This is a genomic window from Methylobacterium sp. WL9, assembly GCF_008040035.1.
Taxonomy (GTDB): domain Bacteria; phylum Pseudomonadota; class Alphaproteobacteria; order Rhizobiales; family Beijerinckiaceae; genus Methylobacterium; species Methylobacterium thuringiense.
This window is the reverse complement of record NZ_VRVE01000075.1, coordinates 1-21456: the sequence shown is the minus strand read 5'-3', so window position 1 is coordinate 21456 and position 21456 is coordinate 1. Positions and strand designations below refer to the sequence as shown.

Here is a 21456-nt window from a genome sequence, read left to right as displayed (position 1 = left end):
CCACGAAGCAGGCCGGCGCCCCCAAGGCGCCCGCCGCGAAGGCCGCTCCGTCGCGGACCGCCGCCCCGGCCCCGCAGGCTGATTCGGAGGAGTGAGCGCCTGACGCCCTCTCCATAGCATTCACCAACGGCCGCGATCCGAACTCATCGGATCGCGGCCGTCGCCGTTTCAGGTCGTCGGTGCGGCCACGCGTTGGCGCAGGCCGGTGATCACCGCCTTGAGCATGTCGGCGCCGACCTCCGCCGTGGCGAGGGTGTTGCGCGCCGAGTAGATCCGCTCGTGCACGAAGGCGAGTTTGGCGATCACTGCAGGCGTGAGCTTGAACGGGTAGAGCGCCGGCTGGCCCATGGAGCGGTTGAGCGAGTTCACCGCGTAGGTCAGCGGCATCCAAGCGGCGATCAGACGCCCGAAATCGCCGGCGCTGTAGGGATCGAAGTCGATCACCACCAGCCCGTCCTCGATATCCTCCGGAGCTGTGCGCAGCTTCGGCCGCACCTGGATCTCGAAGGCAGAGGCTGTCTCCAGCGTGTCGACGATGTGCAGGTAGTGGGCGAAGGTCTCGGCGAAATCCTCCCACGGGTGGGCGGTGGCGTAGGAGGAGACGTGGGTCTCCTCCCAATGCGGCGGCGGGCCGTTGCGGTAGTGGTTCTGCAGGGCCTTGCCGTAATCGGCGCTCTCGTCCCCGAAAATCACGCGGCAGGTCGGCAGGCTCGTGTCGTAGCGGACGAGCACGTCCCAGAAATAATGCCCGATCTCGTGGCGGAAATGCCCGAGCAGCGTCCGGTAGAACTCACCGAACAGCACGCGCCGCCGCTCGCGCTCGGCGTCATCCGCTTCCGCGATGTTGAGGGTGATCAGGCCGTTGTCGTGTCCGGTGAGCACGGGTGGGCCGGGCGCCTGGTTCTCGGCCGGATCGGCCAGGAAATCGAAGCCGAGGCCGTCGGAATATTCTTCGCGGTTGGCGAGCGGCAGGCCGAGCCGCATCAGCGTATAGAACAGCCGGTGCTTGGCCGCCTCGATCTGGCGCCAGCGGGTCAGGTTCTTCTCGATGGTGATGTCGGGCACCAGCCGGTTGTGACGGCAGGCGATGCAGTACGGCTCGGCGGAATCGGCCGGCACCATCCAGTTGCAGGCGTCATGCGCCGCGTTGGCGCAGAACCGGAGTTTCGCGCCCGGATTCGCATAGGCGTGGAAGAGGTCGTCGCCGGAGGGTTCGAGCGCCGACATCTCGTGGACTTCGGTGACGAAGCCGAGCCGCCGCTGGCAGCTCTCGCACGAGGTGCTCTCGAACGAGATCGGCTGGTCGCAGGCTTGGCACTGGAAGATCTTCATGGGCCTGTCTCGATCGTGCCCGAGGCGCTTGGGGCTGTCTTCGCAGCCGAAGCGACACGTCCTGACCAAGCGGAACCGGGATCGGGAAGTTCCGTCTCCCGGCGTCGCGCCGCCGGATCAGGCGACGTGCCGTTTCTTCTTGCCCTCGGTGAGCACGAGGCGCTCGATCTCGCCGACGCGGCGGTCTTCCTCGGTCTCGCAGAACGGGCATCTGGTGAGCACCGGCCCGTCGGCGGTGAACTCGATCTCCTGGTCGTCCGGCACCTCGACGCCGAAGGCGTAGAACTCGCCGCAGGCGTTGCAGTAGAGCCCGACATTCGTCACGCCGAGCCGCCGCTTCAGGGTCGGCAGAGGCATGCCCGGCGCCGTCGCGAGATGAAGTCGGTGTTGCGGCATCGTCGGCGGGCCTTGCGGTTGCGAAGGGCAGGGGACAGGAGCGGTCACCGCCGGAATACCGCAACCGGGAGCACGGATCTTGCTTTTTCCGGGCTCTATCCGCGGCCACGTGTATAAGGCCCGAGCCCGACGGGCTCCGCTATCACGGGGTCCGAGCCACCGAAGCGGGAGCCTTCGTGTCGATTCAAGCCGCGCTGCACCACGTCACCCATTACCGCTACGACCGGCCGATCACGATCGCTCCCCATGTGATCCGGCTGCGGCCGGCCCCGCATGCGCGCACGCGGATTCCGTCCTACGCGCTGAAGGTCTCGCCCGAGCACCACTTCATCAACTGGCAGCAGGATCCGAGCGGCAACTGGCTCGCCCGCGTGGTGTTTCCGGAGAAGAGCACGGAACTGCGGATCGAGGTCGACCTCACCGCGGACCTCGCGGTGATCAACCCGTTCGACTTCTTCGTCGAGCCCTATGCCGGCTCCTATCCCTTCGCCTATGCGGACGGCCTGCAGACGGAGCTCGCCCCCTACCTCGCCGTCGATGACGGGCACGGGCCGGAGATCGACGCCTTCCTGGAGCGGCTGCCGAAGGTGACCGGCACGGTCTCGTTCCTGGTGGCGCTGAACGAGCTGGTCCGCTCCGAGATCGCCTACTCCACCCGCTACGAGGAAGGCGTACTGAGCCCCGCGGAGACGTTGCGGGCCAAGCTCGGCTCCTGCCGCGACTCGGCCTGGCTGCTGGTGCAGGTGCTGCGCCGGATCGGCTTCGCCGCCCGTTTCGTCTCGGGCTACCTGATCCAGCTCGTGCCCGACACCACTGCGGTCGAGGGGCCGGAGGGCACGAAGACCGACTTCACCGACCTGCATGCCTGGGCCGAGGTCTACCTGCCCGGCGCCGGCTGGATCGGCTTCGACGCCACCTCGGGCCTGCTCACCGGCGAGGGCCATATCCCGCTGGCGGCGAGCCCGCATTACCGCTCGGCCGCGCCGATCTCGGGCACCACCGAGCCCGCCGGCACCGAGTTCGGCTACGAGATGCGGATCACCCGCGTCGCGGAATCGCCGCGCATCACCAAGCCGTTCTCCGGTACGGTCTGGGAGGCGATGGATGCCCTCGGCGAGCGGGTCGACGCGGACCTCGCCGCCCAAGACGTGCGCCTGACCATGGGCGGCGAGCCGACCTTCGTCTCGATCGACGATTACGAATCCCCCGAGTGGAACGCCTCCGCCGTCGGCCCGACCAAGCGCGGCCTCGCGGACCAGCTCGTGCGCCGCCTGCGCGACCGCTTCGGCAAGCACGGCCTGCTGCATTACGGGCAGGGCAAGTGGTACCCGGGCGAGAGCCTGCCGCGCTGGGCCTTCGCCCTGTTCTGGCGCAAGGACGGCGTGCCGATCTGGAAGAACCCGTCGCTGATCGCCCTCGAGGACGGCCCGCGCGACGCGACGACGGACACGGCACGCGCGCTGGTCGATTCGCTCGCGGCGCGCCTCGGCCTCTCCGGCTTCGTGATCCCGGCCTATGAGGACGACGCCTACTGGAAGGCGCGCGAGAGCGTGCTGCCGGACAACGTCACCCCTGCCGACGCCAAGAGCGGCAGCCCCGAGAACGACGCCCGCATGGCCCGGGTCTCGGCCCGCGGCCTGACCAACCCGACCGGCTTCGTGCTGCCGGCCGGCAGCCTCGCGGCGGGCGATGACCGGGTTTGGGTCTCGGAATCCTGGGTGTTTCGGCGCGGCGCGCTGTTTCTGACGCCGGGCGATTCTGCGGCCGGCTTCCGGCTGCCGCTCGCCTCGCTCCCCTACGTGCCGCCCGAATCCTATCCCTACTATCACCCGCAGGATCCGCTTGAGGATCGCGGCGACCTGGCCGTGACGGACATCTCCGATGGCCGGGGCGGCCCGAACCGCGCCAACGGTGCCGGAATCGAGGGCGTGGCCGTGCGCACCGCCATCACCGTCGAGGCGCGCGACGGGCGGCTCTGCGTGTTCATGCCGCCGCTGGAGCGCGTCGACGAGTATCTCGAGCTCGTCGGTCATCTCGAAGCCGCCGCCGCCGAGATCGGCCAGCCGCTCCATATCGAGGGCTACGAGCCGCCCTACGATCCGCGCATCGGGCTGATCAAGGTCACGCCCGATCCCGGCGTGATCGAGATCAACGTCCACCCCGCCGCCTCCTGGCGCGAGGCGGTCGACATCACCATGGGCCTCTACGAGGATGCCCGGCAGACCCGCCTCGGGGCGGAAAAATTCATGACCGACGGGCGCCACACCGGCACCGGCGGCGGCAACCACCTCGTCCTCGGCGGCGTCACTCCGGCGGATTCGCCGTTCCTGCGCCGGCCCGATCTGTTGAAGAGCCTGACGCTGTACTGGCAGCGCCACCCGGCGCTCTCCTACCTGTTCGCCGGCCTCTATGTCGGGCCGTCGAGTCAGGCGCCGCGGATGGACGAAGCCCGCCACGACGGGCTCTACGAACTCGAGATCGCCCTCGGGCAGGTTCCGACGCCCGACGAGCCGAACATCCCGCACTGGCTGGTCGACCGGCTCTTCCGCAACATCCTGGCGGACGTCACAGGCAACACCCACCGGGCCGAGATCTGCATCGACAAGCTCTACAACCCGGACAGCCCGACCGGGCGCCTCGGCCTCCTGGAGTTCCGCTCCTTCGAGATGCCGCCGGATGCGCGTATGAGCCTCGCGCAGCAGTTGCTGATCCGGGCGATCGTCGCCTGGGCCTGGCGCGAGCCGCAGGGCGGCTCCTGTGTCCGCTGGGGCACGGCGCTGCACGATCGCTTCATGCTGCCGCATTTCCTCTGGGCGGACTTCCTCGACGTGCTGGAAGACCTGAAGCGTGCCGGCTACGCTTTCGATCCGAAGGCCTTCGAGGCGCAGGCCGAGTTCCGCTTCCCCGTCTTCGGGCGGGTCGAGCAGGGCGGCGTGAGCCTCGAATTGCGCCAGGCGCTGGAGCCCTGGCACGTCCTGGGCGAGGAAGGATCGGGCGGCGGCACCGTGCGCTACGTGGATGCCTCCGTCGAGCGGCTGCAGGTGAAGGTCGAGGGTTTCAACCCCGCCCGGCACCTGATCGCCTGCAACGGTCGTCGCCTGCCGATGACCGCGACCGGTCGCTCCGGCGAGGCGGTGGCGGGCCTGCGCTTCAAGGCGTGGCAGCCGGCCTCGTCGCTCCACCCGACGATCCCGGCCCACGGCCCGCTGACCTTCGACGTGCTCGACACCTGGAGCGGGCGCTCGCTCGGTGGCTGCCGCTATCACGTCAGCCATCCGGGCGGCCGCAACTACGACAGCTTCCCGGTCAACGCCTACGAGGCGGAGGGCCGCCGGCTCGCGCGCTTCGAACCGCAGGCGCACACCCCCGGTCAGATCGAGATGCCGCCCGAGGAGCGCTCGATCGAGTTCCCCCTCACCCTCGACCTACGAACGCCGGCACCGCGATGACCTCGGGGGGGGCGCTCGCTCTGGACATGCAGGCGGCGGGGTCGGCGTTCGACCCGGTCCAGAGCTGGATCGACGGCTACGACCAGCGGCCGGGGCTCGTGGACGAGTTGCTCGACGCCGACGGCTATCTGCGCGGCGCGTGGCCGCGCTTCCTCGAACGCTTCGGCCAGCTCGGCGAGCAGGAGGTCCGGGCGCGCTTCCTGTCGGGGGAGCGGCACATCCGCGATGCCGGCATCTCCTACCGGGTCTACGGCGACCAGCGCGAGCATGCCTGGCCGCTCGGGCCCCTGCCGCTGGTGATCGATTCGCGCGACTGGGCGGAGCTGTCGGCGGGCATCGTCCAGCGCGCCGGCCTGATGGAGCGGATCGTCTCCGACATCTACGGGCCGGGCCGCCTCATCGCCGAGGGTCTGCTGCCGGCCGCCGCCGTCGCCGGCAGTCCCGAATTCCTGCATCCCGCCCACGGCATCGTGCCGCCGGGCGGACGTCACCTCCAGATCTATGCCGCCGACGTCGGCCGGGGACCGGACGGGCGCTGGCGGGTGCTGGCCGACCGGACGCAGGCCCCCTCCGGCCTCGGCTTCGCGCTGGAGAACCGGATGGTGCTCGCCCGCGCCTATCCGGACCTGATCTCGGACCTGCACGTCGAGCGCCTGCCCGGCTTCTTCCAGAGCCTCCGCGAGGGCCTGACCCAGGCCTGCGAGCGCAGCGATCCGCGCATCTGCCTGCTGACGTCCGGCCCCTACAGCAGCACCTATGTCGAGCAGGCGGCGTTGGCGCGCTATCTCGGCTTCCTCCTCGTCGAGGGCGACGACCTCGTGGTGCAGGACGGCCTGCTGCATGTGCGCACCGTCGCCGGCCTCAAGCGCGCCGACGCCCTCTGGCGGCGGATCGACGGCGACTATCTCGACCCGATGGAGCTGCGTTCCGACAGCCGCCTCGGCGTGCCCGGCATCCTCGACGTGCTGCGCCGGGGCGGCGTGGTCGTCGGCAACATGCCGGGCTCGGGCGTGCTCGAATCCGGGGCGCTCGGCCCCTACCTGCCGCGCATCGCAGAACGGCTGCTCGGCGAGAGCCTGCGCCTGTCCGATCCGCCGACCTGGTGGTGCGGCGATCCCGCGAGCCTCGCGCATGTGCGCGCCAACCTCGACGGGATGACCCTGCGCCCGGCCGCGACCCCCGTGCGCGGTCCCGAGCGCGACGCCATCCTCGGCCCGCACGCCCTCGACGCCGCTCGCGAAAAGGCGATCGCGGCGCTGCGCGACCGTCCCTTCGACTGGGTCGGGCAGGAGACGAGCCCGCTCTCGACCATGCCGGCCTGGTCCGAGGGGCGTCTCGTCGCCCGGCCCTTCGTCATGCGCGTTTTCGCCACCGCCACCCGCGACGGCTGGCGCGTGATGCCGACCGCCTTCTGCCGCACCGCGGAGCGGGAAGGAGCCGACCCCACCGAGATGCGGAACGGCATCCGCTCGGCCGATGTCTGGGTGGTGTCGGATTCGCCTGTCGAGACCCCGCCGCTGCTCTCGACGATCACGCCGAAGATCCGGCGCATCGCCGGGCATCTGCCCTCGCGCGCCGCCGACAACCTGTTCTGGCTCGGCCGCTATCTCGAGCGGGCGGAGGGCGTGATCCGCCTGGTCCAGACCCATCTCGGCCGCCTCGCCGGCACGCTCGCCGCCGATACCGGCAGCGACGTCGGTACGCCGACGAGCCTGCGCATCCGCGCGCTGCTCGACGAATGGGAATCGATCGCCGAGCCCGACCTGCCGACGGCCGCGCTGGCGCAGGAGGCGCTGAGCGACCGCGAGCAGGCCGGCTCGGCGCTGGCCCACGTGCTCTCGGCCCGACGTTCCGCCTCGACGCTGCGCGAGCGCCTGCCCGTCGAGGCCTGGCGGGCGCTCACCGAGTTGCAGGACCTGCTCGATTTCGGCGAGGCCTGGGAGCCGAGCGAGGCGCAGCTCTTCGGCCGCGCCGAGCGGGCGCTCGGCCATCTCTCGGCCCTGTCCGGGCTCTCCCACGAGAACATGAACCACTCGGCCGGCTGGCGCTTCTTCGACATGGGCCGGCGCATCGAGCGCGGCGTCAACACCTGCGCCTTCGCGCTCCGCTTCGCCGGCGACCAGGCCGGGGCTGAGGACCTCGGCGTGATGCTGGCGCTCTGCGATTCGCAGATCGCCTACGGCGCGCGCTACCTCACCGGCGTCAGCCTCGACGCCGTGCGCGACATGGCGCTGCTCGACCCGTTCAACCCGCGCTCCGTCGCCTTCCAGGTCCAGGAAATCGTGCGCCACCTCGACACCCTGCCGGAGCTTCGCGCCGACGGGGTGCCCGAGCCGCACCGCCGCGCGGCGCTCAAGCTCGCCGGCACCTTCGCGACGGCCGAGGCCGCCGATCTCAACGCAGCGGGGCTCGCCCGCTTCGAGACCGAGTTCGAGGACCTCGCGAGCGCCATCGCCGGCCGCTATTTTCCCGGCAATGCCGACGCCCTGCGGCCGGAGAAGCTGACGGGCCTCGCGTGATCTACAGTCTGCGCCACCTGACGACCTACCGCTACGCGCGCACCGTCCGCTACGCGCGCTGCAACCTGCGCCTTCGGCCCCGCGAGGGCGACGGCCAGCATGTGCTCGCGAGTTCCATCACGGTCACGCCGGTCCCCAAGGGCCGCGGCACCCGCGAGGAATACTTCGGGCCGCAGACCCTGACGCTCACCATCGACCAGCCGCACAAGGTGTTTTCGGTGGAGGCGACCTCGCGCGTCAGCGTCGCGCGTGCCGCCTTGCCCGATCCCGAATCCGGCCCGTCCTGGGAAGCGGTGCGCGAGGCGGCGCTCGCCCTGCCGACCCTCGGCGCCGATTCCCCGGCGCATTTCCTGTTCCCGAGCCGGCGCGTGCCGCTGGCGGCGGAGGTGACGGAGTATGCCCGGCAGAGCTTTTTGCCCGGACGCAGCGCCTATGGCGCCGCCTTCGACCTGATGAACCGCATCCGGGCCGATTTCCGCTTCGACGCCAAGGCCACCACCGTCTCGACGCCGCTGACCAAGGCCTTCGCGCTCAAGGCCGGAGTCTGCCAGGATTTCGCGCATGTCATGATCGCGGGGCTGCGCGGCCTCGGGCTGCCGGCGGCCTATGTCAGCGGCTACCTGCGCACCCGGCCGCCTGCGGGCCAGCCGCGCCTGCGGGGCGCCGACGCGAGCCATGCCTGGGTCTCGGTCTGGTGCGGGCGCGACTGGCATGGCGACGGCAGCGAAGGAGGCTGGTTCGGCCTCGACCCGACCAACGATTGCGGCGTGCGCGACGATCATATCGAGCTCGCCCGCGGGCGCGACTACGGCGACGTCGCCCCCATCGACGGCATCGTCTCCTCGCCGGGAGGGCAGAAGCTCAAGGTCGAGGTCGACGTCGTCCCGGAAGACGAAGAGCTGCCTTAGATCACGCCGCGTTTTGATCGAATCGATCAAAACGCAGAAAACGGGATCGATTCAAAAGTTGAGAGCAGGCTTCGCGCGAAAGACCGTTGCCACTTCTTCGCAGCCTGCTTGAGGCCGGCGCAGTGGACGATCGCCGGCGAAGGGCTTAAGCCGCGCCGGTTCCTGACGGTCCGCGAGTCGTCTCGCCGGGCATGGCGAGGGAGAGCGGATCTTGGTTCAGTCCATCGCGGATGTGCGGGAGGCGATCTTCGGCTTCATCGCGGCCCGCAATCCGGGCCTGCCCCCCGGCTCGGTGGACGGGCAGACCTCGCTCGTCACGAGCGATGCGCTCGATTCCATCGGCATCCTCGACCTGATGATGCATCTCGGCGAGCGCTACGGGTTCGAGATCGACGAGGACGCGTTCGACCTCGGCAATTTCGAGAGCGTCGACACGCTGGCCCACTACGTCGACGACAGGCGTTCGGGTTCTTAACGAGCCTTTCATGTCACCGACATTGCTGCATCATCTCCTCGACGGCGACGCCTGCGCGCCCGACCGCGTGGCGGTCGTCGATGGCGCGCAGGAGCTGACCTACGGCGCGTTTCGCGCGCGGGTGGCCGCGCTGGCGGCCCGCATGACCGCGCTCGGCGTCGGGCCGGGCGACCGGGTCGCGATCCTGCTGCCGAAATCCCTCTTCGAATGCGTTGCGATCTTCGCCGCCAGCGCGGCCGGCGCGGTCTTCGTGCCGATTCATCCGTCCCTGCGCCCGCGCCAGGTCCGCCACATCGTAGAGGATTGCAGCGCCCGCCTCCTCCTCACCGACGCGGCCCACCATGCGGCGCTCGGCGGCGAACTGGACGCTCTCGCCGGCTTCAGCCTGCTGACGGCCGAGGACGGGGAGGGGCTCACCGCACCTGGCACGCCCAGGAAGCCTGCCCCGGAGGGGCTCGCCGCGATCCTCTACACCTCCGGCTCCACCGGCCTGCCCAAGGGCGTGATGCTGAGCCACGAGAACCTCTTGGCCGGCACGCGCATCGTCAGGACCTATCTCGGCATCACGCCGGAGGAGCGCATCCTTTCGGTGCTGCCGTTCTCGTTCGACTACGGCCTGAACCAGCTGCTCACCAGCGTCGAGCAGGGCGCGCGGCTGGTGCTCCTGAGCTTCCGCCTCGGCGACGACGTGGTGCGGGCGATCGAGGCGCATGGGATCACCGGGCTCGCCGGGGTGCCGACCCTGTGGACGCTCCTGACCCGCGCCAGCCCGCGCTTCGCCAAGGCCGACCTCACACGTCTGCGCTACCTCACGAATTCCGGCGGAAGCCTGCCGCTGGCGACGATCCGGCGGCTGCGCGAGCGCCTGCCCGAGACCGACCTCGTGTTGATGTACGGCCTCACCGAGGCGTTCCGCTCGACCTACCTGCCGCCCGGCGAGGTCGACCGCCATCCGGATTCCATCGGCCGTGCGATCCCCGAGACCGAGATCTTTCTGGTGACGCCGGACGGCCGCCACGCGCGGCCCGGGGAGCCCGGCATCTTGCACCACAGTGGCCCGACGGTCTCGCTCGGCTACTGGGGGCGGCCGGACGATACTGCGCGCGTGCTGGTGCCGGATCCGCGCCGAACGGTCGATGACGGTCGATTGGTCTGCCGCTCCGGCGACCTCGTCGTCGCGGACGATCACGGCTTCCTGCGCTTCCTCGGCCGTGAGGACGCGATGATCAAGACGCAGGGGTTCCGCGTCAGCCCGACCGAGGTCGAGGCGGCGCTGATGGAGACCGGCGCGTTTCGCGCGGCCGCCGTGATCGGCCTGCCGGATCGCGGCGTCGGCCAGCGCATCCATGCGGTGACGGTTTCGTCCGGGAACGGTGCCGAGACGGGAGACGTGATGGGCCACCTGCGCCGCTCGCTGGCACCGCATCTCGTGCCTCGGGCGATCGAGCGGGTCGACAGCCTGCCGACGACGCCGAACGGCAAGGTCGACTACAAGCGGCTCGTGGCCGAGCGGGTCTCGGCCGAACTGGTGGCGGAGGGGGCGTTGGTCGAGGCTTGAAGACCCTCGGTCCGCGCGAGCGGGCCGCCAGCGCGACTGCGCGCCGCCGCATGTGGGGTGGATCGCGAAGAGTCCGAAAATCAGAACCTTCGCAAACCAACGAGACTTAGGGCCGTATCCGACCTGATTGCATCAGGCCGGCGGCTCTAGGCTATTGTTATGACGCGCTTTCTTACGACCGACCGGCATCCACTCGGTCGGAAAGCGCTCTAGCGGCCGTGCATGTGCGCGCTGGCCTTGGCGACCATGCGGGCGAAGGCGGTGGCTGCGGCCGAAGCCTGGACCTGGCTCGGATAGCCGAAGGGGGAGCGGGCGATGGTTTCGCCCCGCGTCCCGCGCAGCGTCCACGACCATTGGCCGGGCCGCTCCTCGCTCACCTCGAACTGCATGGATCGCTCGCCGGCACCTCATCACATGTTAAACAGCATACAGTCGCGAAAGCGGAGACGGGTTAAGGGCTTAGGCCCGATCAAGCCTTAGCCGGCCATGCAGGCCGGCTCTCCCCGCAATCCTCGTTGTTCACAGCGCTCGGCGCCTGCGTATCAGGAGGATGGGCGTCTCACCGGCCGCCCGAAGCCTTTGCACCTTGCCGTGGGCACCCTCCGGTTCGGTCGTTCGCCCGGCCGACGTCATGTACCGACTCTCCGAAACCGGAGGGCCCGCCCAGTAGGCGCCAGAATGCGTCCATGATAGCCAGATTTGTGCATGTGCACGTGAACCATCTGCCGGCTGACCGCTTCCCCGAAGTCACGGGGGATCCGATGATGAGGACAGATATGCCGCGCTTTTTCTTCGACGCGCAGAACGGCGTCGATGCCCGTGACGATGTCGGCCGCGAACTGCCCGACACGGCCGCCGCACAGCGCGTGGCGGTGACGGTCGCGGCGTTCTACGCCTCCGATCCCGATCGTCTGATCGACGAGGGCGTCATCGTCGTCAGGGTCCGTGACGAAGCCGGCGCGGTGGTCGCGACCGTGCGGCTCGCCTGCCTGGTGGAGGCGGCCTGAGACGTCAGGCGTCGTCGTCCTCTTTCTGTGGCCGGAGCACCCGCTGCACCGTCTCCAGGACGGTCCCGGCCAGTTCCGCATCGGGATCGTCGCGGGTGAGGGCGTCGCGCAGCATGGCGAGGTAGCCGCCGAGGCGCTCGTCGTAATGGTCCGAATCGATCGAGCGCAGCACGCTCGCCAGGAAGCCGATCGCCATCTGGTGGGCGACCTGCCGGGCGCTCATCTCGGACAGCCCCTCCGAGAGCGCCTTCAGGCCCTCGTCGTGGCGGCCGCTGACGGCGGCCAAGGCCGCGATCTGCTTGTCGGGCTCCATGCAAAACCTCTCGTGACCGAAATTGCCGACGTTCAGGCGTCCGAGCGGCCGTCGGCGAAGCGGCGGAACGCCTCCAGCGTCTCGGCGCTGACATGGTGCTCGATACCCTCGGCGTCGCGCCGCGCCGTCTCCGGGCTGACGCCGAGCGCGCACAGGAAGCGCTCGACGATGCGGTGACGCTCGCGCGACTGCACGGCCAGGGCCTCGCCGGAGGCCGTGAGAAACACCCCGCGATAGGGGCGCTGCTGCACCAGGCCGTCCTCGGCCAGGCGCTTGAGCATCTTGGCGACGGTGGGCTGGGCCACCCCGAGCCGGGCGGCGATGTCGACCTGCCGGGCCTCGCCGCCGTCGCCGATCAGGTCGGCGATCAGCTCGACGTAATCCTCGACGAGTTCGAGCCGGCGCGCCTCGCGGGCCTGCCGAAAGCTCTCGACATGGACTTCGGGGTCGATCAGCGGCCCGTCGGGCGCGGAGGACGGCGGTTCCCGCATGCTGTCGGCCGAGTCCTTTTCGCATCCATCCGGCAGGTGTGCCGGTGTTGTAGCCGAAGCGGGACCGATGCGTGAATCCCCAAGCGCGGATTCCTCGTACGCGCCGCGGCATCACATCCCTGTTGCAAAGCTTCGGCGCATAATTATAGCTGTTGCTATACTCGATCGGCGTCTCCGAAACGCCGGCTGCCCTCACGACCGATACGCATGCGATGGACCTCTCCTTGAACCCGATCGAGTCGAACCGCGGCTGGCGCTTCACGCGCGAGACGCAGGAACAGCCGAGCCTCGGCCATCTCAACGGCAGCGTGCCTGTCCTGGCCGGCGGGCATTGGCTGCGCCGGCTGATGGGTTTCATCGGGCCGGGCTACATGGTCTCGGTCGGCTACATGGACCCGGGCAACTGGGCGACCGACATCGCCGGCGGCTCGCAGTTCGGCTACACGCTGCTGTCCGTCATCCTGCTCTCGAACCTGATGGCGATCGTGCTGCAGGCGCTCGCCGCCCGCCTCGGCATCGCCACCGGCCGTGACCTCGCCCAGGCCTGCCGCGACCACTATCCGCGTCCCGTCGGATACGCCCTCTGGCTCGCCTGCGAAGTGGCGATCATCGCCTGCGACCTCGCCGAGGTGATCGGGACCGCGATCGCGCTCAAGCTGCTGTTCGGCATCCCGCTGGTCATGGGTGCGGTGATCACGGCGCTCGACGTGCTGCTCGTGCTGCTGCTGCTCCGGCGCGGCTTCCGCACGCTCGAAGCCTTCGTGATCGCGCTGCTCGCGGTGATCTTCGTCTGCTTCGGCATCCAGATCGCGCTCGCCGCACCGCCGATCCAGGCGGTGCTCGGCGGCTTCATTCCCTCGGCCGAGATCGTCACCAACCCGGCGGCCCTCTACATCGCCATCGGCATCATCGGGGCCACGGTGATGCCCCACAACCTCTACCTGCACTCCTCGATCGTGCAGACGCGGGCCTACCCGCGCACTGTCGAGGGCAAGCGCGAGGCCGTGCGCTTCGCCGTGGCCGATTCCACCATCGCGCTGATGCTCGCGCTGTTCGTCAACGCCTCGATCCTGATCATGGCGGCCTCGGTGTTCCATGCCGCCGGGCGCACCGAGGTGCAGGAGATCGAGCAGGCCTACGAGTTGCTCTCGCCGTTGCTCGGAATCGGCGTCGCCTCGACGTTGTTCGCCGTGGCGCTGCTCGCCTCGGGGCTCAACTCGACGGTGACCGCGACGCTCGCCGGCCAGATCGTGATGGAGGGGTTTCTCCGCCTGCGCATTCCGGATTGGGCCCGCCGGCTGATTACCCGTGCCATCGCCATCGTGCCGGTGGTGATCGTGACCGCGCTCTATGGCGACCAGGGGACGGCAAAGCTCCTGGTGCTGAGCCAGGTGGTGCTCTCGATGCAGCTGCCCTTCGCTGTGATCCCGCTGGTGCAGTTCGTGTCCAATCGCGAAAAGATGGGCGCGCTGGTGATCCCCGGCTGGCTCAAGCTGCTCTCCTGGGGGATCGCGGCGGTGATCGTGGCGCTGAACGTGAAGCTGTTGGTGGATACGGTCGCTGGGGGGTGACGGCTCGCCCGTCACAACCCAACCAACAGACAATTCCGGGACTTGCCGAAGGCGAGAACCCGGAACCTGCCCGAGACGCCGTGCCCAGTCGTGGGTTCCGGTTTCCGCTTCGCGGCCCCGGAATGACGAGCGAGGGTGGTGAAAGCCGCCTTCAGGCAGATTCCGGCCCGCGCAGATGCGCCACGAAGTCCTGCGCGAACGGCGCCAGCGCGGCGAGGTCGCGCACGCACAGCGTCAGGTCGCGCGCCGCCCACGCATCCTGCAATTCCACCACCGCGATGCCGAGGCCCCGCGCCGCGCGCCGGGCCGTGGTCTCCGGCACGATGCCGAGGCCGATGCCCGATTCGACGAGGCGGCAGACGGCGTCGAAGCTGCGGAGCTGGACCCGCAGCCGCATCGGCTTGCCGATCGGCGCGGCCTTTCCCGAGAGGAAGCGGGTGAGGGCGCTCGAGCGGTCGAGGCCGACGAGGTCGTGGTCGAGCACCTCGGCGAAGGCGAGGTCCCCTCTCACGCTCAAAGAATGGTTGGCCGCCACCACCACCACGAAGCGGTCGTGCCGGAACGGAAAGGTCTGCAGCGTGCCGGTGTCGACGGTGCCGGCGACGATGCCGAGATCGGCCGTGCCCTCGGCCACCAGCCCGACGATCTCGTCCGAGGTGCGCTCCTCGATGTCGACGCTCACGCCGGTGTGGAGCGCGAGATAGGCCGAGAGGGCTTCCGGCAGGAATTCGGTCAGCGCGTTGGTGTTCGACAGCACCCGGATCTGCCCGACGGCGCCGCCGGCAAAGACGGAGAGGTCCCCTTGAAGCCGGTCGATCTCGGCGAGCAGCGTGCGGGCATGCGCCAGCAGCGTCCGCCCCGCCGGCGTCGGCACCACGCCCTGGCGGCCGCGCACCAGAAGCGCGGCCCCGAGCGAGACCTCCATCGCCTTGATCCGGGCCGAGGCCGCCGCCAGCGCCAGATGCGCCCGCTCCGCCCCATGCGTGATCGAGCCGGCCTCCACGACATGGCGAAACAGCCCGAGATCGACGAGGTCGAAGCGCATCATGACGTCAGCCCCCAGCCGGTCGCTCTTCGCTGATTACGAAATCGAGCATACATCGCATTCCACATCTCAGGCGAGCACCCGCTGCCAGCCTTCGCCTCTTGCGAAGGCACCCTCCCCAAAATCCGAATTGCGAACCGTTCCAATTCGAGGTCTGACGCGCGGTGATGAATGCGGTGGCAGGGATATGGGCGACGCAAGGCACGGTCGTTCTGACCGGCGGCCTTCTCGTGCTGTGCATGGCGCTGTGGGCGACGGGGCTCGTCGCCGAGATCGTCACCGCGTTGCTGTTCTTCGCCCTGGCGATGCTCCTGAAGCTCGCACCGGCCACGACGGTGTTTTCCGGGTTCAGCTCGTCGGCCTTCTGGCTGGTGACGAGCGGCATGGTGGTGGGGCTGGCGATGAACCACAGCGGGCTCGGTGCCCGGCTGGCGCGGATGCTCAGCGACCGGCTTCCCGATTCCTATCCGGGCTTCATCGCCGGGCTGGTGGCGTTTTCGTTCCTGCTCGCCTTCGTGATGCCGTCGAATCTCGGGCGGATCGCGCTGATGATCCCAGTGCTGATGGCGATCTGCGACGCCTACGGGCTGAGCGTCGGCCGGCCGGGGCGGACGGGAGCGCTGCTGGCCTTCGGCATCGCCACGCCGATGCTCTCGGCGGCGATCCTGCCGGCGAACGTGCCGAACCTCGTCATGGCCGGCACCGCCGAGACGCTGTTCGGACTTCACCTCGCCTATCTGCCGTATCTCTGGTTGCACGCACCGGTGCTCGCGGTGGTCAAGGGCGCGATCCTCACCGCCTGCACCGTGCTGATCTTTCCCGACCGGATCTCGGGCGCACAAACTCCCGGCGACCCGCTGCCGCCGCTCTCGGGGGAGGAGCGCCGGCTCGCCGTAATTCTCGTCGGCATGCTGGCGCTCTGGATGTCGGATGGGCTGCACCACATCCCGCCGGCCTGGATCGGCCTCGCGGCGGCGGTGATCGTGATGATGCCGCGGGTCGGCGTGCTGCCGGCGGAGGCCTTCGGGCAGGTGCCCCTGAAGACCTGCTTCTACGTGGCGGCCCTGTTCGGGCTGACGGCGGTCGTCAACGAGACCGGGCTCGGCCGGGACATCGGCCACGCGCTCCTCGCGATGGCGCCGCTGGAGCCGGGCCATCTCGCCAAGAATCTCGCGACGCTGACGGGCATCGCCGTCGGCTTCCTGTTCGCGGCGACCGCCAACGGTGCGCCGGCACTCTATACGGCGCTCGCGGGCGAACTCTCGCAGGCGACCGGGCTCGACCTGATGACCGTGGTGATGGCGCAGGTGGTCGGCTATTCGACGATCTTCCTGCCCTATCAGGCTCCGCCGATCGTGATGTCGATGGAGCTCGGCCGGATCGGGCTCGGCGACGCCACCCGGCTGACGCTCGCCAGCGGATTCGCCTCGCTCCTGATCGCGACGCCGCTGGCCTTCCTGTGGTGGCGGCTGATCGGGAAATTGCCGTGATCGGCCAAAGGTACAGAGCCGCAGGCGAGGGCGTCGTCTTGCCGCTTGCCGCGCCGCACACTACGCCCTCTCTTTAGACACACTCCAGATCCGCGCATCTCGAGGACCCTACATGGCGCCCCCCGCCCGCCCGATCGTCGCCCCGCCGCTTTCGCCCCATCTCCAGATCTACCGCTGGACCTGGACCATGGCGATGTCGGTCTTTCACCGTATCACCGGCACCGCCCTCTATGGCGGCACGGCCCTGGTCGCGATCTGGCTGGTGGCGCTCGCCTCCGGCCCGCGCGCCTACGATGCGGTGGCGTGGTTCTTCGGATCCTGGATCGGGCTCGCGATCCTGTTCGCCTACACCTGGGTGCTGCTGCACCACATGCTCGGAGGCCTGCGCCACTTCGTCTGGGACACCGGCTACGGCTACGACAAGAACCAACGCCTGGGGCTCGCCCGCCTGACGCTGATCGGCTCGGTGGCGCTCACCGTCGTCGTCTGGGCGCTCGCCCTCCTGCTGCACTGAGGCACGCCATGGCCGATACCAAGCAAGCGTCCATCCGCACGCCCCGCGCCCGCGTCAAAGGTCTCGGTGCCTCCGGGCACGGTGCCGAGCATTTCTGGATGCAGCGTCTCACCGGCGCGGCCAACGCCGTGCTGCTCCTCGCCTTCGTGGTGATCATCGCGAAGATGTGGGGCCGGCCCTATCCGGAAGCCGTCGCGCTGGTCGCCAACCCGATCGTCGCGATCGTCCTGCTGCTCGCGGTGGTCTCGGTCGCGATCCACATGCGGCTCGGCATGCAGACCGTGATCGAGGATTACGTCCACGACACCGGGCTCAAGTTCGCGGCGCTCACCGCCAACACCTTCTACGCGGTCGTGGTGGCCGCCGCCTGCCTCTACGCGATCGTCCGCGTGGGGCTCGGCGGCCTCGCCGTCTGACGTTTGATTTTACGGGGATTCCGATGGCTGCCAACGGATCGAACGGGAGCGCCGCTCCCGCCTACACCATCATCGACCACAGCTTCGATGTGGTGATCGTCGGCGCCGGCGGCGCGGGCCTGCGCGCCACGGTGGGCTGTTCCCAGGCCGGCCTGCGCACCGCCTGCATCTCGAAGGTGTTTCCGACGCGCTCGCACACGGTGGCGGCGCAGGGCGGCATCTCGGCCTCGCTCGGCAACATGGGTCCCGACGACTGGCGCTGGCACATGTACGACACCGTGAAGGGGTCGGACTGGCTCGGCGACCAGGACGCGATCGAATACCTCGTCCGCAACGCCCCCGCCGCCGTCTACGAACTCGAGCACTGGGGCGTGCCCTTCTCCCGCACGGAGGAAGGCAAGATCTACCAGCGGCCGTTCGGCGGCATGACCACCGATTACGGCAAGGGCACCGCGCAGCGCACCTGCGCCGCCGCCGACCGCACCGGCCATGCCATGCTCCACACCCTCTACGGGCAGGCCGTGAAGAACCAGACCGAGTTCTTCATCGAGTATTTCGCCCTCGACCTGATCATGGACGAGGATGGCCGCTGCCGCGGCGTCATCGCGCTGGACCAGGCCACCGGCGAGATCCACCGCTTCCGCGCGTCGATGGTGATCCTCGCCACCGGCGGCTACGGCCGTGCCTACTTCTCCGCGACCTCCGCCCACACCTGTACCGGCGACGGCAACGCCATGGTGCTGCGCGCCGGCCTGCCGCTGCAGGACATGGAGTTCGTGCAGTTCCACCCCACCGGCATCTACGGCGCCGGCTGCCTGATCACGGAAGGGTCGCGCGGCGAGGGCGGCTACCTCACGAATTCCGAGGGCGAGCGCTTCATGGAGCGCTATGCGCCGTCGGCCAAGGACCTCGCCTCGCGCGACGTGGTCTCGCGCTCGATGACGCTGGAGATCCGCGAGGGCAGGGGCGTCGGCAAGGAGAAGGACCACATCTTCCTCCACCTCGACCATCTCGACCCGAAGATCCTGCACGAGCGCCTGCCCGGCATCTCCGAGAGCGCGCGCATCTTCGCCGGCGTCGACGTCACCAAGGAGCCGATCCCGGTGCTGCCGACGGTGCATTACAACATGGGCGGCATCCCCACGAACTATCACGGTGAGGTGCTCACCCTGAAGAACGGCGACCCGGACACGGTGGTGCCGGGCCTGATGGCGCTCGGCGAGGCGGCCTGCGTCTCGGTGCATGGCGCCAACCGGCTCGGCTCGAACTCCTTGATCGACCTCGTCGTGTTCGGCCGCGCCGCCGGCCTGCGCTGCGCCGAGATCGTCGAGAAAGGCGCGCGCCAGCCGGAGCTGCCGAAGGGCTCCGCCGACAAGGCGCTGGCCCGGCTCGACCGCTTCCGTCACGCAAACGGCGGCACGCCGACGGCCAAGCTCCGCGACGAGATGCAGCGCACGATGCAGAACAACTGCGCCGTGTTCCGCACCGGCGAGGTGCTGGAAGAGGGAAGGGGCCTGATCGGCAAGGTCTTCAAGAACATCGCCGACATCGGCATCACCGACCGCTCGCTGATCTGGAACACGGACCTGCTCGAGACGCTCGAATTCGACAACCTGATCGGTCAGGCCGTGGTCACGATGGAATCGGCGGCCAACCGCACCGAATCCCGCGGCGCCCACGCCCGCGAAGACTATGCGGACCGCAACGACAAGGAATGGATGAAGCACACTCTGGCATGGCTCGACGAGACCTCCGGCAAGGTCTCGATCGACTACCGCCCGGTGCATGCCTACACCATGTCGAACGAGATTCAGTACATCGAGCCGAAGGCTCGCGTGTATTGAGCACCCTCATATAGATTCCCGCCATGTCATTCTTGTCCAAGTTGATGCAGCGTTCGCCGAGCGTCCCCGAGCGGTCGGTCGGCGGGCAGAACTTTCTGCGGACGGCTGGGCCGGGCGTGGCGGCGCGCTCTCGTGACGAGGCGACGCAGGGCTGTCATATGGGGCCGGATCAGGTCCCGGCGCATGAACGCGCTCGCAATCCGGCCGAGGCGGCATTCTTCGCGCAGGACGACCGTGTCGTAAACAAATGGCGTCATTACCTGGAGATCTACGACCGGCACCTGTCGCGGTACCGCGACACCTCCGTTCGTTTCCTGGAAATCGGGGTGTTCCAGGGCGGCTCCCTGCAGATGTGGCGGCGCTACCTCGGTGAGGCGGCGAACCTGCACGGTCTCGACGTCGATCCGCGCTGCGCACAGATCGACGACCCGGACCTGCACATCCATATCGGCAGCCAGACCGACACGGCTCTGTTGCGGCGGATCGTCGACGACATGGGCGGCATCGATGTCGTGATCGACGATGGGAGCCACGTGAGCGACCATCAGATCGCGACGTTCGAGTGCCTGTATCCGTTGCTGTCGCCCGACGGCATCTACATCGTCGAGGACGTCCACGCGTCCTACTGGCCCGAATACGGCGGCGGCCTGCGAACGCCCGGTGCGTTCATGGAATACGCGAAGGATTTCCTGGATCGCATGCACGCCCGCTACGTGCTGGATCCCGACCCGGTCGTCCGCGATCCGGGCTTCGCCGACGTAACCCACGGCATCGCCTTCCACGACAGTATGGTGGTCTTCGAGAAGCGCGCCAAGGGGCCGCCGAAGACGATCGCCACCGGCCGTCGCTGGATTTTCTGAGAGTTTCTGGAGCCCGTTCCGCTCATGGCCCAATTCACCCTGCCCAAGAACTCCCAGATCTCCGAGGGCAAGACCTGGCCTGCCCCGCAGGGCGCGAAAAACCTTCAGGTCTTCCGGATCTACCGCTGGAACCCGGATGACGGGCAGAACCCACGCATCGACACCTACCGGGTCGACCGCGACGATTGCGGGCCGATGGTCCTCGACGCGCTGCTCTGGATCAAGAACAAGGTCGACGCGACCCTGGTCTTCCGCCGTTCCTGCCGCGAGGGCATCTGCGGCTCCTGCGCCATGAACATCGAGGGCCAGAACGCGCTGGCCTGCACCATCGGCATCGACGAATGCCGCAAGCCCGACAACGCGCTGCCGCTCCTGACCCGCAAGGACAAGGACGGCGCGGTGCGGATCTACCCGCTGCCGCACATGCCGGTGATCAAGGACCTCGTCCCCGACCTCACCAACTTCTACGCGCAGCACGCCTCGATCGAGCCCTGGCTCCAGACCGAGACGCCCTCGCCCGAGAAGGAGTGGCGGCAGACGCCGGAGGACCGGACCAAGCTCGACGGGCTCTACGAGTGCATCCTGTGCGCCTGCTGCACGACGTCCTGCCCGAGCTACTGGTGGAACGGCGACAAGTTCCTGGGGCCGGCCGCCCTGCTCCAGGCCTATCGCTGGCTGATCGACAGCCGCGACGAGAATACCGGCGAGCGCCTCGACGGCCTGCACGACCCGTTCCGGCTCTACCGCTGCCACACGATCATGAACTGCGCCAACACCTGCCCGAAGAACCTCAACCCGGCGAAAGCCATCGCCGAGATCAAGAAGATGATGGTCGAGCGCGCGGTTTGAGTGTGTGGCCCTCGACGCCGGTGCGCTGAGGGCCGTCCGCCGCATCGGCGGCGGCGCGCAGTCGCGCTTGCCGACGGCCGGTGGCCGTCGTTTCGGGTGGCGCTGCGGCAGGCGAGCCACACCGGTCCGAAAAGGCGGCGGGTCCCGGTGATTCACAGGGGGCTCCCGCCCGCCTGCCTTGCGGCAAGCGCAATTGGCGGCGACGCAACGGTCCAATCTCGGCCGTATGGGAATCGTGTATCGATGCCGCGTCAGCTCCTGTCGACTGCCGCACTGCTCGCGCTCAGCTTCGGACTCGGGGCCTGCGGCTCGGGGCGCTTCGACGGGCCCTCCGCCCGCGCGCCCCGGCTTCAGCCTTCGCCCGAGCCCTATGCGGCGGCGCCCTCCGGCGCCGTGACGAGCGCGCCGCTGGCCCCGCC

19 protein-coding genes are annotated in these 21456 nt (G+C 69.0%); 13 read left to right on the top strand and 6 right to left on the bottom strand.

Annotation, left to right across the window (positions count from 1 at the left end):
- Positions 1 to 168: 168 nt before the first annotated feature.
- Positions 169 to 1332: a putative zinc-binding peptidase gene (locus FV217_RS17825; RefSeq protein ID WP_147818516.1), complete on the bottom strand. Its 1164-nt coding sequence runs from the start codon at positions 1330 to 1332 to the stop codon at positions 169 to 171.
- Positions 1333 to 1449: 117 nt separating this feature from the next.
- A complete protein-coding gene (locus tag FV217_RS17820) occupies positions 1450 to 1689 on the bottom strand; it encodes a hypothetical protein (RefSeq protein WP_147818515.1) in 240 nt (79 codons plus the stop codon).
- Positions 1690 to 1904: 215 nt separating this feature from the next.
- Between FV217_RS17820 and FV217_RS17815 the strand changes: the two genes are divergently transcribed.
- The 5 genes from FV217_RS17815 (at position 1905) to FV217_RS17795 (ending at position 10637) form a co-directional block, all read left to right on the top strand.
- Entirely contained in the window at positions 1905 to 5177 is a 3273-nt protein-coding gene (locus tag FV217_RS17815; RefSeq protein WP_147818514.1) for a transglutaminase family protein, read from the top strand.
- Complete coding sequence (locus FV217_RS17810) at positions 5174 to 7696, top strand: circularly permuted type 2 ATP-grasp protein (protein WP_147818513.1); 2523 nt, start codon at positions 5174 to 5176, stop codon at positions 7694 to 7696. Before FV217_RS17815 ends, FV217_RS17810 begins: the two co-directional genes overlap by 4 nt.
- Complete coding sequence (locus FV217_RS17805) at positions 7693 to 8604, top strand: transglutaminase family protein (RefSeq protein ID WP_147818512.1); 912 nt, start codon at positions 7693 to 7695, stop codon at positions 8602 to 8604. Before FV217_RS17810 ends, FV217_RS17805 begins: the two co-directional genes overlap by 4 nt.
- Positions 8605 to 8815: 211 nt before the next feature.
- Positions 8816 to 9079: an acyl carrier protein gene (locus FV217_RS17800; protein ID WP_238180200.1), complete on the top strand. Its 264-nt coding sequence runs from the start codon at positions 8816 to 8818 to the stop codon at positions 9077 to 9079.
- Between the two features lie 10 nt (positions 9080 to 9089).
- Positions 9090 to 10637: an AMP-binding protein gene (locus FV217_RS17795; RefSeq protein WP_147818511.1), complete on the top strand. Its 1548-nt coding sequence runs from the start codon at positions 9090 to 9092 to the stop codon at positions 10635 to 10637.
- Between the two features lie 209 nt (positions 10638 to 10846).
- Here the strand turns inward: FV217_RS17795 and FV217_RS17790 are convergent, their stop codons facing one another.
- The gene (locus FV217_RS17790; protein WP_147818510.1) at positions 10847 to 11026 is read right to left on the bottom strand and encodes a hypothetical protein; all 180 of its coding nucleotides are present in this window, start codon (positions 11024 to 11026) and stop codon (positions 10847 to 10849) included.
- Positions 11027 to 11350: 324 nt separating this feature from the next.
- Between FV217_RS17790 and FV217_RS17785 the strand changes: the two genes are divergently transcribed.
- Complete coding sequence (locus FV217_RS17785) at positions 11351 to 11644, top strand: hypothetical protein (protein WP_147818509.1); 294 nt, start codon at positions 11351 to 11353, stop codon at positions 11642 to 11644.
- 4 nt (positions 11645 to 11648) lie between these two features.
- Here the strand turns inward: FV217_RS17785 and FV217_RS17780 are convergent, their stop codons facing one another.
- Positions 11649 to 11957 carry a hypothetical protein gene (locus FV217_RS17780; RefSeq protein WP_147818508.1) on the bottom strand — a complete coding sequence of 103 codons (309 nt, stop codon included), beginning with the start codon at positions 11955 to 11957 and terminating at the stop codon, positions 11649 to 11651.
- A 32-nt stretch (positions 11958 to 11989) separates the two neighbouring features.
- Entirely contained in the window at positions 11990 to 12448 is a 459-nt protein-coding gene (gene mntR / locus FV217_RS17775; RefSeq protein ID WP_147818507.1) for a manganese-binding transcriptional regulator MntR, read from the bottom strand.
- A gap of 212 nt (positions 12449 to 12660) precedes the next feature.
- Between mntR and FV217_RS17770 the strand changes: the two genes are divergently transcribed.
- Entirely contained in the window at positions 12661 to 14019 is a 1359-nt protein-coding gene (locus FV217_RS17770; protein WP_147818506.1) for an Nramp family divalent metal transporter, read from the top strand.
- 151 nt (positions 14020 to 14170) lie between these two features.
- Here the strand turns inward: FV217_RS17770 and FV217_RS17765 are convergent, their stop codons facing one another.
- The gene (locus tag FV217_RS17765) at positions 14171 to 15064 is read right to left on the bottom strand and encodes a LysR substrate-binding domain-containing protein (RefSeq protein WP_147818518.1); all 894 of its coding nucleotides are present in this window, start codon (positions 15062 to 15064) and stop codon (positions 14171 to 14173) included.
- 167 nt (positions 15065 to 15231) lie between these two features.
- On the opposite strand from FV217_RS17765, the gene FV217_RS17760 reads away from it, so the two are divergent.
- The 6 genes from FV217_RS17760 to FV217_RS17735 all read left to right on the top strand — a co-directional run bounded on the left by FV217_RS17760 (position 15232) and on the right by FV217_RS17735 (position 21037).
- A complete protein-coding gene (locus FV217_RS17760) occupies positions 15232 to 16554 on the top strand; it encodes an SLC13 family permease (RefSeq protein WP_147818505.1) in 1323 nt (440 codons plus the stop codon).
- 112 nt (positions 16555 to 16666) lie between these two features.
- On the top strand, positions 16667 to 17068 hold the full coding sequence (gene sdhC / locus FV217_RS17755) for a succinate dehydrogenase, cytochrome b556 subunit (protein WP_147818504.1): 402 nt from the start codon (positions 16667 to 16669) through the stop codon (positions 17066 to 17068).
- A gap of 8 nt (positions 17069 to 17076) precedes the next feature.
- Positions 17077 to 17484 (top strand): succinate dehydrogenase, hydrophobic membrane anchor protein, encoded by a 408-nt coding sequence (sdhD, locus tag FV217_RS17750; protein ID WP_147818503.1) that lies wholly within the window; start codon positions 17077 to 17079, stop codon positions 17482 to 17484.
- Between the two features lie 23 nt (positions 17485 to 17507).
- The gene (sdhA, locus tag FV217_RS17745; protein ID WP_147818502.1) at positions 17508 to 19328 is read left to right on the top strand and encodes a succinate dehydrogenase flavoprotein subunit; all 1821 of its coding nucleotides are present in this window, start codon (positions 17508 to 17510) and stop codon (positions 19326 to 19328) included.
- 23 nt (positions 19329 to 19351) lie between these two features.
- A complete protein-coding gene (locus FV217_RS17740) occupies positions 19352 to 20188 on the top strand; it encodes a class I SAM-dependent methyltransferase (RefSeq protein WP_238232076.1) in 837 nt (278 codons plus the stop codon).
- Between the two features lie 24 nt (positions 20189 to 20212).
- Positions 20213 to 21037 (top strand): succinate dehydrogenase iron-sulfur subunit, encoded by an 825-nt coding sequence (locus FV217_RS17735; protein ID WP_147818501.1) that lies wholly within the window; start codon positions 20213 to 20215, stop codon positions 21035 to 21037.
- Positions 21038 to 21456: the final 419 nt, after the last annotated feature.

What these genes read in the sequence shown, in the direction of transcription:
- FV217_RS17825 (WP_147818516.1), bottom strand. Translation starts at nt 1,332, where the DNA reads ATGAAGATCTTCCAGTGCCAAGCCTGCGACCAGCCGATCTCGTTCGAG.
- FV217_RS17820 (WP_147818515.1), bottom strand. Translation starts at nt 1,689, where the DNA reads ATGCCTCTGCCGACCCTGAAGCGGCGGCTCGGCGTGACGAATGTCGGG.
- FV217_RS17810 (WP_147818513.1), top strand. Translation starts at nt 5,174, where the DNA reads ATGACCTCGGGGGGGGCGCTCGCTCTGGACATGCAGGCGGCGGGGTCG.
- FV217_RS17795 (WP_147818511.1), top strand. Translation starts at nt 9,090, where the DNA reads ATGTCACCGACATTGCTGCATCATCTCCTCGACGGCGACGCCTGCGCG.
- FV217_RS17790 (WP_147818510.1), bottom strand. Translation starts at nt 11,026, where the DNA reads ATGCAGTTCGAGGTGAGCGAGGAGCGGCCCGGCCAATGGTCGTGGACG.
- FV217_RS17780 (WP_147818508.1), bottom strand. Translation starts at nt 11,957, where the DNA reads ATGGAGCCCGACAAGCAGATCGCGGCCTTGGCCGCCGTCAGCGGCCGC.
- mntR (WP_147818507.1), bottom strand. Translation starts at nt 12,448, where the DNA reads ATGCGGGAACCGCCGTCCTCCGCGCCCGACGGGCCGCTGATCGACCCC.
- FV217_RS17770 (WP_147818506.1), top strand. Translation starts at nt 12,661, where the DNA reads ATGGACCTCTCCTTGAACCCGATCGAGTCGAACCGCGGCTGGCGCTTC.
- FV217_RS17765 (WP_147818518.1), bottom strand. Translation starts at nt 15,064, where the DNA reads ATGCGCTTCGACCTCGTCGATCTCGGGCTGTTTCGCCATGTCGTGGAG.
- FV217_RS17760 (WP_147818505.1), top strand. Translation starts at nt 15,232, where the DNA reads ATGAATGCGGTGGCAGGGATATGGGCGACGCAAGGCACGGTCGTTCTG.
- sdhC (WP_147818504.1), top strand. Translation starts at nt 16,667, where the DNA reads ATGGCGCCCCCCGCCCGCCCGATCGTCGCCCCGCCGCTTTCGCCCCAT.
- sdhD (WP_147818503.1), top strand. Translation starts at nt 17,077, where the DNA reads ATGGCCGATACCAAGCAAGCGTCCATCCGCACGCCCCGCGCCCGCGTC.
- sdhA (WP_147818502.1), top strand. Translation starts at nt 17,508, where the DNA reads ATGGCTGCCAACGGATCGAACGGGAGCGCCGCTCCCGCCTACACCATC.
- FV217_RS17740 (WP_238232076.1), top strand. Translation starts at nt 19,352, where the DNA reads ATGTCATTCTTGTCCAAGTTGATGCAGCGTTCGCCGAGCGTCCCCGAG.
- FV217_RS17735 (WP_147818501.1), top strand. Translation starts at nt 20,213, where the DNA reads ATGGCCCAATTCACCCTGCCCAAGAACTCCCAGATCTCCGAGGGCAAG.